This window comes from Bradyrhizobium sp. UFLA06-24 (assembly GCF_054967145.1).
The window spans coordinates 69735-82096 of the sequence record NZ_JADFUE010000030.1; the positions used below are offsets into that span (position 1 = coordinate 69735).

General features: G+C 59.6%; 9 protein-coding genes. 7 read left to right on the top strand and 2 right to left on the bottom strand.

Features of this window, described 5'->3' with window-relative positions; translation table 11 throughout:
* The first annotated feature begins 31 nt into the window (after positions 1 to 31).
* Positions 32 to 1135 (top strand): DNA topoisomerase IB, encoded by a 1104-nt coding sequence (locus IF809_RS23260; RefSeq protein WP_462838668.1) that lies wholly within the window; start codon positions 32 to 34, stop codon positions 1133 to 1135.
* A gap of 282 nt (positions 1136 to 1417) precedes the next feature.
* Positions 1418 to 1582, top strand: coding sequence for a hypothetical protein (locus tag IF809_RS23265; protein ID WP_462838669.1), 165 nt, complete (start codon positions 1418 to 1420; stop codon positions 1580 to 1582).
* A gap of 48 nt (positions 1583 to 1630) precedes the next feature.
* On the opposite strand, the gene IF809_RS23270 is transcribed toward IF809_RS23265, so the two are convergent.
* Together IF809_RS23270 and galE are read right to left on the bottom strand one after the other, a co-directional pair.
* Complete coding sequence (locus IF809_RS23270; protein WP_462838670.1) at positions 1631 to 1921, bottom strand: hypothetical protein; 291 nt, start codon at positions 1919 to 1921, stop codon at positions 1631 to 1633.
* A gap of 1730 nt (positions 1922 to 3651) precedes the next feature.
* A complete protein-coding gene (gene galE / locus IF809_RS23275) occupies positions 3652 to 4644 on the bottom strand; it encodes a UDP-glucose 4-epimerase GalE (protein WP_462838671.1) in 993 nt (330 codons plus the stop codon).
* Positions 4645 to 5346: 702 nt separating this feature from the next.
* Here galE and IF809_RS23280 point away from each other — a divergent pair.
* From IF809_RS23280 to IF809_RS23300, 5 genes are all read left to right on the top strand, one after another.
* The gene (locus tag IF809_RS23280) at positions 5347 to 6066 is read left to right on the top strand and encodes a hypothetical protein (protein ID WP_462838672.1); all 720 of its coding nucleotides are present in this window, start codon (positions 5347 to 5349) and stop codon (positions 6064 to 6066) included.
* Between the two features lie 11 nt (positions 6067 to 6077).
* Positions 6078 to 7457 carry an MBOAT family O-acyltransferase gene (locus IF809_RS23285; RefSeq protein ID WP_462838673.1) on the top strand — a complete coding sequence of 460 codons (1380 nt, stop codon included), beginning with the start codon at positions 6078 to 6080 and terminating at the stop codon, positions 7455 to 7457.
* 112 nt (positions 7458 to 7569) lie between these two features.
* Positions 7570 to 8520 (top strand): alginate O-acetyltransferase AlgX-related protein, encoded by a 951-nt coding sequence (locus IF809_RS23290; protein ID WP_462838674.1) that lies wholly within the window; start codon positions 7570 to 7572, stop codon positions 8518 to 8520.
* A 16-nt stretch (positions 8521 to 8536) separates the two neighbouring features.
* Positions 8537 to 9493 (top strand): alginate O-acetyltransferase AlgX-related protein, encoded by a 957-nt coding sequence (locus IF809_RS23295; protein WP_462838675.1) that lies wholly within the window; start codon positions 8537 to 8539, stop codon positions 9491 to 9493.
* 234 nt (positions 9494 to 9727) lie between these two features.
* Positions 9728 to 12283 carry an NfrA family protein gene (locus IF809_RS23300; RefSeq protein WP_462838676.1) on the top strand — a complete coding sequence of 852 codons (2556 nt, stop codon included), beginning with the start codon at positions 9728 to 9730 and terminating at the stop codon, positions 12281 to 12283.
* Positions 12284 to 12362 lie beyond the last annotated feature (79 nt).

The window sequence follows — 12362 nt, forward strand, 5'->3', positions numbered from 1 at the left end:
GATCCCAGAGTGCTTCCCAAGGGACCGGCCCATGCTCCGACAGACCAGCAACGAAGAACAGATCCTGGATCGCACCGCCGAGCTCGCGGCCACCATTGCGGAAGAAGGCCTTCGCTATGTCAGCGATTCCGCGCCCGGTTACACCCGCAAGCGGACTGGGACCACCTTCAGCTACTACGACAAGGACGGCAAGCGCATCACCGATGCCGCCGTTATCCGGCGTATCAAGTCCATTGGTATCCCGCCGGCCTACGAATCCGTCTGGATCTGCCCCTCGGCGAACGGGCACATTCAGGCGACCGGGCTCGATGCTCGGGGTCGAAAGCAATACCGCTACCACCCAAAATGGCGTGAGCTTCGCGACCAGAACAAGTACGAACACATCATCCAGTTCGCGGCCGCGCTGTCCGCGCTGCGCGATCGCGTCGCTTCCGACATGAAGTTGGAAGGGCTACCTCGCGAGAAGGTGCTGGCCACGATTGTCAGTCTTCTGGAGAAGACTTTGATCCGGGTCGGCAATGCCGAGTATGCCGAGAAAAACAAGTCTTTCGGGCTCACCACCATGCGACGAAAGCACGTTGCGGTGGGCCGCGGCGTCCTTCGGTTTGACTTCACGGGCAAGTCGGGCAAACAGTGGAAACTTCGCCTTGAGCACAAGCGGATAGCCGCGATCGTGAAGCGCTGCGCGGAGATCCCGGGACACGAGCTCTTCAAGTACCTGGACGAGGACGAACAGCCGCGCACCGTCGATTCCGGCGACGTCAACGCCTACATCAAGGACATCACAGGCGAGGATTTCAGCGCCAAGGACTTCCGAACATGGGCAGGGACGGTTCTTGCGGCGTTGGCCCTGTTACAATTCAAGAAGTACGATAGCGAAGCCGAGGCGAAGCGCAACGTCGTCGCCGCGATCGAGAGCGTCTCGAAGCAGCTCGGCAACACGGCCGCAATCTGCCGCAAGTGCTACGTGCACCCTGAAGTCCTGAAGGCCTACACGTCCGGAGACCTCGTGAAGATGATCGAAGCCAAGATCGCGCGGAAGTTCAAGCGCCAGTACGCCAAGCTCACGTCGGACGAGATCATGGTTCTGGCGTTTCTGCGCAAACGTCTCGATTCTCTGAAGGCCACCGCCTAGTCCTGCGACCAGAGTCTAACACAGTCACGTGCGGCTCGATCCCGTACTCGTAAGCCAGCCAGGCGAGCATCTCGGCCGAGCCATAGCCGCTGTCGCCGAGGAGCCGGGCGGGGTAAAGGTCGAAACGTTGTCAGTCCTGCGACGCGCAAAGCGAGAACAAACAACCACTGGATTTGATAGGAATTTGAGCGTCGATGCTGTGAATTGCTTCACACCGCTTTCCCAGATCAGGCCTAAGATGATGAGGCGCAATGAAGCGCAATTCTGAATAGGACGTTTGTCATGGCGATTTCACACACCATGCCGTCTTCTGTTCGCAGTGGTGACGGCTTGATAATTCTTGGCTACATGGCGCTAGCGTTAGTGCTGCTCGGCGGCCTTTATATTGCTTCGGGCGGACCAAGCTTCACTGATGTCGATCTCACAACTATGGCGATGATGCCGTAATGCGTTTAGCACTGTGGACCTTTTCGGCCGCGCTTGTCGCGGCTATCGTCATCTGGGTGCTGTTGGGTCCGCCAGAATTGGATGCAACAAGCGCTCATGCTGTGATTGTGCGGCATTAGCCGTCTCTGATTGTTGGGCACCGAGAGCCACCGAGGTACTGATAGCGACCGTACACAGTTCGTCATCGAAGATGTCGTTGTCAAATTGCGGATACGAGATGGCGACGGCGAACGCGCTCGCCGTCGCCGTTATAGGCAGCGCCGTTGAATTATCTACTTGTCTGCGGCGATGCGCTTCTTGCGGCTCGCCTTGAGCAGGTTTAGTCCCCGTAGCTGACATTCCCGGCGATTCCGGCTGAGCCCCCCATTTGCCCCATAAGTAAGCTCCGAACGCCAAACGCGCCGGTGCTATACGCCGCCTCGGTATCTGCCCTTACTTGTTCACGTGCGACTTCTGTGAACGCCAAATCGACCAGCCCGGCTTCTTGGTGAGCTCGCGCGAGACAGCGTGAGCGGACACCGTGGTCATTGATGTTGCATTGATCCCGCCATAGCGCATTGAATACTTCACCTGAAGACTTCGTGCGCAATTCCGGACCTATCCAGCGCGCTCGCAATTGCAAGGGCCGGTACCGAATTGCGCCGCGGCGGTCTCGGTGGACGCCACGCTGCGTCATAATGCCCCCTTTTGGCAGGGAGCGGAGGATCGATGTATGGGCCCGCGCATCCCGCCAGCCAGCAGGTTCAGCGAACCATGGATAGACCGCTCGCCGATGCCACTCGACTTTGCGTGGGCCGAAAGGCCCCCTTTCCACTTAAGTCAATCGCACTCGACGCTCCCGAAGTACAATTCGGAAAAATCAATGGAGCGATTTAGCGAGCCTTGCTCAATGGTCAATCGAAACCGGAGCGGCTCAATGAGCAGACATAAATCGACCCCCGACCAGAGGGGGGCTTCCGGTCGGGGGCCGTGCATTCCAGTGCCGCAATCGGCGGTAAATCGGCACGAATAGGATCGAACGACTCGCGACGGGTTCCGTCAAGATAAACCGACAGAGTGCGCTGAAATGTCATCCAGCTCCCAGCGGTTCCGCGTGGGCCGCTTCATAGGCCGATTCCGCTCTCGATCAGCTTTGCCCGGAAGAAAGATTGTGCGACACGCCTCTTCCGCGTCAGTCGCAAGCCGGGCACGCTACGCAGCGAACTCAAATGAAGCAATCAACGCGCGGACATCGTTGGCGAGGTCCCGATAATGCTGCGCCGCCCTCAGATATAGGTCTCGATTACTTCCATCTGTCCTTTTTGCAATTTCCTCGCATTCGGTGGCGAGGCATTCGAAGCGTTCTAGTTTGGCTTGAAAATTACTCATAAAAGCGTCTCACAAAAAAAGGCGATCCGAAGCTAGACCGCCAAATTGGGAGGAGTAAACACAATTCTATGCTGCGGCGCGATGCTGGTGTTTCGCCTGGCAAGCAACAGAACTAATCTCGAGTTGTGAGGGGCATCTATGACACTGGCAGTAAGCCTGTTTCGCTCCGCGAGGTGGAGAGCTTACGGCTCTGGCCCGAAGACCGGCTTCGCATTATGGCCGGCGGCTCGCCTGCACAAGAGCATGCACAAGCTCTCGTTCCCTGGGCGGGGATAATGCTTCGATTGTAAGGTGGCGGACGCGGGCACGGAAATGCGGCGACTTCTGCCAGAAGACGAAAGCTGGAAGCGCCAGATTAAGTCCCACCCAACTCGCAAGGATCCACAGCAAGGTCGACATAACATCTCTCCTGGATGGATTAACTTGCGCATATGATCGTCGGTTCCGCTCCCGCAGAAGCAGCCTGCAAATGGGAACTGGATTCGCGCGCCGCACAATGCCCATCCGCAAATGTGCGGCGCGCTGTACAAAGTGCGGCACACCGCGCTGCAGAGAACATTTCCATGTGAGCTATCTAGGTCGTCCTGAAGTCAGCAGGCAAACGGGATTTTCCGCGCCTCGTGTGCAGCGCGGCTAATACTCAATGTTGCTTGGCGCACAAATGAAAGCGGCTCCCAGCGAGCCGGATCGTCGTAGTTCGCCTAGACGACCTTGAGCGAATGAGCCTTCTGGTGCCAGGCCCATGCGGTCCGGATCACCGTCGGCAGGTCGGAATGGCGCGGCACGAAATTGAGAACTTTCCGCGCGACAGAGGGGTCGGCAACGAGATAGGTGGGATCGCCCGGGCGGCGCGGCTTGACCGTGTGCGGCACCTCGCGCCCGGTCTCCTGCCTGATGGCGTTGAGGATCTCGCGCACCGAGAAGCCCAAGCCGGTCCCGAGATTGACGCTGCCGCCGGCATGTCCTGTTTCGAGCAGCTTCAACGCCGCGACATGCGCAGAAGCGAGGTCGGTGACATGGATGTAATCGCGGATCGCGGTGCCGTCGGGCGTATCGTAGTCGTCGCCAAACACGGCGAATTCGGCATGGCCCTGCAACGCCATCATGGCTCGCGGAATGAGATGAGTCTCGTTGTCGCGCAATTCGCCGATGCCGCCGGCTGGATCGGCGCCGCTGGCATTGAAATAGCGCAGACAGAACGCACCGAAGCCGTAGGCGGTGCGGTAGTCGGCAAGGATGCGCTCGATCATCCACTTCGAAGCCCCATAGGGGTTGATCGGCGCGCAGGGAAAATCTTCCGGCAGTCTCTTCGAATCGGCGTTGCCATAGACGGCGCCGGTGGAAGAGAACACGATGCGTCGGCAGCCGGCATTGCGCATCGCCTGCAGCAGCGACAACGTCCCCTGGACGTTGTTGATGTAATATTTTTGCGGATTGGTCATGGATTCGCCGACAAGGCTCGCCGCGGCGAAATGCATCACCGCCGTGATCTCGTGGTCGGCAAAGGCGCGCGCCAGTGCTGCGCCGTCGAGCAGATCGTTCGTGATCAGCTCACCGGCGACGAAGTTGCGATGACCTGTCGAGAGATTGTCGTAAACGACGGGCCGATAGCCGGCAGCGGTCAGGGCGCGGCAGGCGTGCGAGCCGATATAGCCCGCGCCCCCGGTGACCAGGACTGTCGGTCGATCGCTCATGTAGTTCGTCTACTCTGTCAGCGGTTGAGGGCGCGGGCTTCGGCTAAAGAGAAGATAAATAGCGCGAGAGGCTGGTCGTCAATAGCGCCAGAACAGGCGGCGCGGCTCACGCCAGGTGCCCAGGAGATTCCAGCCGGCACCAGAAGTAGGGAAATACCCTATACTTCGATCTGGGATTACCATCACAGCCGGGGCCATTATACGGTCCGTAAAGTTGCCGTCCCCATAGACCTAGCGGGCGACAGGTCTGCGGTGCGGAGGGCGGTAGCAATGTCCGGCCTCGTTGCAGATGACTTTGACTCGCTCGACCGCCAGGCTGGGCTGGGCGACCGTGGTCTGTGCCAGAAGCGACGCGGCCGACACCTGGCTCGCCAGCATCATAGAAAGACCGGCGAAAGCTCCAGCCAATTTCAACATTGTCGCGCCCCCGGGATCAGGCCAATTCAGGTTGGTTACTAGTCTTAATGGGGTCTCCTCGGCAGGACAAGGCCATAAGGACCGGGGTTGCTGCCGTTAAATCTGCCACATCGGCCACCGGCGGCCCGACAGCCTGGCCTTCGCTGGCCTAGAAGACCGGATGAACCACGGTCTATCCCCCGCAAGCAACGTGCTAACCAATTCCGTTTGCCATGCGAAGAGCGGCCATGCCTACGCGGATTTCCGCTCAATGGGTTGAATGCTATGTCTGTGTGCGATTCAATCATGCCCAATTCCAACATGGCCCTTCCTTCCTCCGCGTGCGGCCGCTCTTGTCTACGGCTGTTGAGCCTTGCCGTGGTCTTGACGTCTCTTTTCATGCTCATGGCGCCTCGAAGCCATGGACAGGAGATCGGCCGCCTCTACGCGACGAGACCACCACCGGGATATGCGTTCATCAGAGTAGCGACGCTGACCGAAGGAGCCCCCCCTCGTGTTCAGATCAATTCGCAGGACATGCAGCTCAATGAAGAGACAGGGGTAAGTTATTACCGCGCCATTCCCGGAAACCAGCCTGTGACCGTTGCGGTCAACGGCTCCACGATTTCGAATGATGTCGTGCCGGGCGCCGCCGCCTATCTCACACTGGTGATAGCCAAGACCAGCTCGGACTGGACCGTCCAATCAATCGATGAGGGTCAGAACTCCAGCGATGGCCTGAAAGCCAAGCTGCGCTTCTTCAACCTCGCGCCCGGATGCACGGCCGCTCTGAGAATTGCGGAGGGCCCTACTATTTTCGAGCAGGCTCCGTTCGCCTCCGTGCGGTCTCGAACGATCAATCCTGTCACAGCAAAGCTGGAAGGCTCCTGCAACGAGAGCGGCGCCTCTTTGACGCTTCCACAACTGCGCGCCGGTGACTACTATAGCCTATTCCTTCGCAAAGAGGCCGAGCGGCTTCGCCTGACCGGTCAATTAGATGAGACCGAGCCCTATCGAGAGCGATAGGCTGCACGCCGATGGTTTTCGTCAGCGATTCCTTCGTCTTTCTTTTCCTGCCTCTTTTTCTACTGAGCTATGCGATCGTCCCCGCCCGTTATCGGAATGCCACGATCCTCGTATTCAGCCTGATCTTCTATGGCTGGTGGCGATTCGATTTTCTTCCGCTCCTTATCGCCATCGCCTGCTGGTCGTGGGCGACCGGTCTCTGGATCGTCCGAAGTGCAGGAAGAGAGCGGCGGATTGCTCTGCTCGCGGCCATCGTTGCGCCTCTCGCAAGCCTGATCTGGTTCAAATACGCCAACCTGCTCGCGGAAAGTTTGTTGGCCCTCGGGGCACCGATCGGACCTTGGACGGCGGTGCCTTTGCCCATTGGCCTCTCATTCTTCGTGTTCGGTGCAATTTCCTATTCGGTGGACGTGTTCCGAAAGACCGTCGCGGCAGAGCCGAACCTCGTCAATTACGCCACCTATCAGACCGTGTTCGGTCACCTAGTCGCAGGTCCCGTCGTGCGCTACCAGTCGGTGGCGGAACGGCTGACGTCGCGCTCCTTCGACCTTTCAGAGTTCATTGAGGGCTGGCGCCGCTTCATGCTCGGCTTTGCTCTGAAGGTGTTGCTCGGCGATACATTGGCACCTCTCGTTGACGCTGGCTACGCGCTGCCGAATCCTGGCGCAGCCGATGTCGCCCTGACAGTCGCGGCCTACACGCTGCACCTCTACTTCGATTTTGCCGCTTATAGCAGCATGGCTATCGGTCTGGGGCTGATGGTCGGTCTGAAATTTCCGGAAAATTTCGACAATCCCTATTTGAGCAAATCGATCACCGAATTCTGGCGCCGTTGGCACATCAGCCTGTCGAGTTGGCTTCGTGACTATCTCTACATACCCCTCGGTGGAAATCGTGCCGGCAAGGTTCGCTCCTATTTCAATTTGCTGGTGACAATGGCCCTCGGCGGCCTCTGGCATGGCGCGAGCTGGACTTTCCTCGTCTGGGGCCTTTGGCATGGGCTGGGGTTGATTGGGGCGCGGCTTTGGAATGCAGCCGGTGCACCAGCAATCCCGGCGCTCATCTCCCATATCCTGACCATGATGTTCGTCATGATCGGGTGGCTGCTGTTTCGCGCCCAGGACTGGCAGGTTGCGCAAACGATGATGTCGGGCCTGTTTGGATTTCATGGGCTGTCTCTGTCGTCACCGATGAAGGCTGCGGCGCGGCCAACTGAACTATTGACGCTGTGCATCGGGCTGCTCGTGGTCTACGCGCCGCTACTGCCAAGATATCCCTTGCGAGCCTACGTCGCGCGTCCGCCATTCGAATTGGCTCTACTGCTGTGGCTCTGCGCGTTGTGGACGATGCAAAGCCGCACCGTGATCCCCTTCCTGTATTTCCAATTCTAGAAGGCGCGGCATGATCAGGGCTCTCCTCGTCCTTGCGGTGATCTTCTCAGGTCTGGCCGCGGTGCTGACTAGAGGTCGCGATTCACTCGCAGATGTGTTGAGAACGACAACCGTGAGCGATCTCACCAATGGCCATTTCGCGCAGCACGTCGACAAGGCAATCTTCAACGCAGTGCCACGGAGCTCCGCATTCGAGGGCATCGTGACGGGGCTGGAGTATCGGGTCCTGGGCGACGCCGGGCCGCAAGTCCGCGCTGGCTGCGGCGATTGGCTCTACACAATGGAAGAGCTGCGCGCTGAACGCCACGATCGCGACAACATGGCTCTGCGTGCAGAACTGCTCCGGCGGTTGACGCGAGCAATCAGGCTTGCTGGCTCGCGTCTTATCATCGTGCCCGTGCCCGACAAGGCCGAGCAAGTCGAGGCCGAGCTCTGTGGGGTCACTGCCGTGCAATCGTGGTTACGAGATCAATTTTGGAACGAACTCGACCATCTCGACGGGGCCGTTGTCGTTGATCTTCGCAATGACTGGCCGAAGCCGGGCTACTGGAAGACCGACACGCATTGGGATCAGACCGGCGCCCATTTTGCCGCCAGACAGATCGCAAAGGCGGTCACAAGCACGCTCGGCCCTGGACAGGATCCGGCCAGACTGGTCGAAGGGTCCATCCGACAGCGCTCAGGCGACCTCGCACGACTGGCGGGACTGACCGAGGCGCCCCGGTCGCTCGCGCCGGTGCCCGAGCAGGAGCGGGAGCTGAAGCTGCAGGTCTCTCGATCTGGCGGACTACTCGACGACGGACCGGAACCGGAGATTATTCTCGCCGGATCTTCCTTCTCGTTGAACTCAGGGTTCCTAGAATACCTCCAAGCCTCGCTGTCTCGAGAGGTAGCCCAGGTCAGCCAGCCCGGCGGAGGTTTCGCCGGCGCCCTGCTCGAGACCCTGGACAAGCGGGCCGGCAGCTTGGAGAGGGTCAAGGCCGTGATATGGGAGTGGCCGATGCGATCCTTGGTCACCTCGCCGAGCGAAGCTGAAAAAAACTTCATGCGCCAAACAAGGTGATCCCATGAGGCCGAACGTGATCCGTTTGATGGCGGCAATCGCAGCCGCGTTTTTTGCCTTTGCGCCATCTGCCATGGCCCACGATGCAGTTCTCGAGGGAAAATCCAACTGGCTCTTTGCCGGTTGGGAAAGTCTCACGGTCGCAAAACCTGAGGCCGAGCAAGCCTCCATCAAGCTCATATCAAATGCCGGACGCCTGCTGGCTCAGAAGAATGTCAAACTGATCGTGGCAATCGTCCCTCTCAAACCGCGCTACTATGAAAGCCTGCTTCCCGACGGATCAGCAATGTCCGACCTCGTTCGGGGGCGCTATGACCGGGAACTCATCGAGCTTCGCGGCGCCGGGATCGACACGCCAGACCTTCGGGATGCCTTCAAGATGGTCTTGGCGGACAAGAAGGAGGTCTTTTACCGGACCGATTTTCACTGGACGACATTCGCAGCCGAAGCGACCGCGGATCTCGTCGCGGACGTAATCACAGCTCAGGGACCGCTCCCTGGCCGTGCCGGAAGCGGAGCAAAACTCGGCGAATGGATGAGTGATCGGCACCTCGGCGACCTTGCCGCGAACTTCCTACCCCCCGAGCGAAAGCGCGCCATCGGACCGGAAGCCTACGTTATCCGTGCTTCCATGAAGCCAGCTGCCGGCCTCCTCGACGCAGACCCCTCTCCTGTCGCCGTCGTCGGCAACAGCTTCGTGCAGCCCTATTTCGGGTTTCCGCAGCGCCTGTCGAACAGGGTCGACCGGCCGGTTGCCTTGAAATGGAATCCCGGCGATGTCGGGCCTTGGGCTACACTGTTGCAATATCTGCAATCGAGCGAATTCACCTCGGCCTCGGTCAGATATCTGGTTTGGCAGTTCAACGAGGCGCAAATCCAAAATGGGCCCGACGCCGTTGGCGAATGGGCAGCGCCCAGTATTTCCAGCCAGGCCGCATGGCTCGCAAAGATTGGAGAAGCTTTGAAAAATTAGTGAAAAGCTTAATTTTCCCTGATGCGCGGTTTGCCCTCTGAAAATACTTAGAAATCGACGAAGCATTTGCGCAACACACAGCGAAAAATCTTGTTTTTTGAAGGCTTTGTCGCAAGTCGCAGATCAAATTCAGGTTCCGTTAAATCGCCCTCTCAGCTAATCTTTCCGACGTGAATTTTCCGCCTGTTGGGGGCCATGTTTATTTGGGGCGCTGAACGTCCGGGAGGACCTAGGTTGCGGGCCGCCGTCGGCGGCCTTTTGCTTTCGCTTGTCTTGGTCAGCCCAGCCGGCGCCCAAGCCGGCGATCCGGATCGCCCGCTCGAGGGCGAAGCCTACACCTCCGCGGAGGAGGCATATAAGTCGTTCGGACAAGGCAATTATCAAGCAGCTGCAAGCCAGGCGGCTACGTCCGTTGCGCTGCGGCCTGATATCCTCCGCCTGCGATTGCTGCTAATCGACTCGCTCATCGCTGCGGGAAATCTCGCCTCGGCGGAACAGGCGACCTCGGCGGCGCTTGCGACCTTTTCCGCGAACCAGGAACTGGAGTCGCGACAGGCCAGCATTCGCCAGCGCCTGGCGCAACAGCCGGCTGGCGATGGCTATAAGGCACTCGAACGGGGTGACACCAAGGCAGCCATACGCGCTGCTCGCAAGGCCGTGGAGTACGGACCGGACGTGATGTCCTACCGCCTGCTCTTGCTCGCAGCCCAACTCGCCGACAACAGTCTGGCGGGCGCCGCCGAGACCGCATCGGAGGCGATAAAGCTCGATCTCGGCAACTACGTGCCATTGGTCTGGCGGGCGTATATTTACCAGAAGCTCGGCAACCGGACGCTGGCGGCCGCCGACTTCAAGGCGGCACTCGCCCTGCCCGACCTCACTGACTCCGAGAGAAAACAGATCAGACTGATTGCGGCCGACGCAGCCTTAGCGTCAGGTGAGGTCCAAGCGGCTCAGAGCCTGCTTCAACCATATCCCAAGACGGACCCGTCGGTTGTCATACGGATCGGGAACGCGGATGCCGCAGCCGAAGGCAAGGCGAGGCTAAAGGGCGACGGCAAGCTCATGCCGATGCCCGTGCAGGATTGCCGCGATACGCCATATGGCTCGGTGTGCAGTCTGCAGGCGCCGCTCGTTCAAAGCATTGCCATCCCCATTGACAAAAAGGCCGAGGTTATCGAAGCGGCTGGAAAGGCCTACGAAGCCAGCCGTGCCAAGAACTATGGCGTGGCTATCGAGGAAGCCAAGAAAGCCATCGCGGATGCTCCCGAGATCGCCAGCAGCCGTCTGCTGCTGATCAATCTGCAGCTCACGGCCGGGCGGCCGGCCGAAGCTGAAACCACAGCCAATCGTGCGATCGCGGACGGCGTGGCCAACGCCGAAATTTACGCTCAGCGGGGGTTTGCGCGCAGCCGCCTTGGCAATGACCGAGGCGCGATGGCCGATTGGGAGACCGCACTTGCGCGGGGGCTCCCGGCCGAGCAAGTGCGGAATATCCGCCTGGCGCTGGTCGATACCGCGCTGAAAACCAAGGATCCGAAGCGGGCGCTGCGCTCCATGCCGCGCGGCGGCCTCGATTACGAATTCACCATCCGGCGCGCCTACGCCTATCAGGCCCTGGGACGGAAGGAAGAAGCCTTGCGCGACTTCAGGTCCGCCGAGCGCCTGTCGGTGAGCAACGTTCAACGGGATGGGGCCATCCAAGCGCAGATCAATACGCTGCTGGAGCTGGATCGAAAGCCCGAAGCACGGGTGATATTCGACGCGGCAATTGCGCGCGGCCAGCTCCGGTCGATCAGGGACGCAGACCTGGCCTATCTCGGCGTCGCCGTCGGCAACGATCAGGTGGCGCTGGAGCTGTTCGATCGGGCTAAAGCCAACGGTGCGCTTCCTCCCCGCGCAACCATCGATGCCGGTTACACGGCCATGCGGCAATTTCAGAATCCGAAAGCCATTGCCTATCTGAACGAGGGAATCGATGCGAAGGCGGACGGACGCATCAATATCGACGACCAGAAGCTGTTTGAGACGCGGCGAACCGTCGCCGATCTCACTCGCGTCTGGGGTGTCAACAGCTCGATTTCCTACGGCAAGGTCGGATCAGCTCCCAATCCGTTCTTGACGATCAACTCGCCGGCCAGCACCTACACCTCGCAGTTGGGATCCGAAATCTATTACCGGCCTGAGGAGTTCGGAAACCGCAACGGCGCGCTGTTCGAGGTTTTCGGTCGGGCGTTTGAGACGCTATACGACCAAGCGGGCGGTCCCACCGGACTGCGCACGACCCAGGGCATGGTGGGCGCAAGGTGGAAGCCATTTTCCGATCACAACCTGGTCGTTGAGGTCGACAAACTGTTCCGGCTCGGCAATGCGGCTCGTGACGACACGCTACTTAGAGCTGCCTATTCCTACACGGTCGGGACCGACTTGCGCGCGATCGATACCCACTGGCCGACCTGGTACATTTACACCGAGGTCGACCGCTTCTTCGAAAAGACACAGCTGGTTGGCCTGTTCGAAGGGCGCTTTGGTCAGAGCTTCCGGCTCGATCCGATCAGCCGAGGCCTGGTGTTCTTCCCGCACGCCGTCATTGCGGCCAGCTATGACGATTCGTTCGCCGTTCACGACGCTTACTCGGCCGGTCTTGGTGGCTCGATCCGCTACTGGTTTGGCGAGACGAAATATATCGCACCTCCCTCATACTGGGAGCTGACGTTGCAATACCGGTTCAGGCTCGCCGGCGACAAGCGTGCCGAGGGCATCTTCGCACAGACGTCTATGAATTATTGAGCGTAAGCGTGGCGCCGAGGCCCTTTGGATTGTTTGTGCGGAGTCATGAGAGCACCGTTAGAAGAGTCATCTTCTGGAA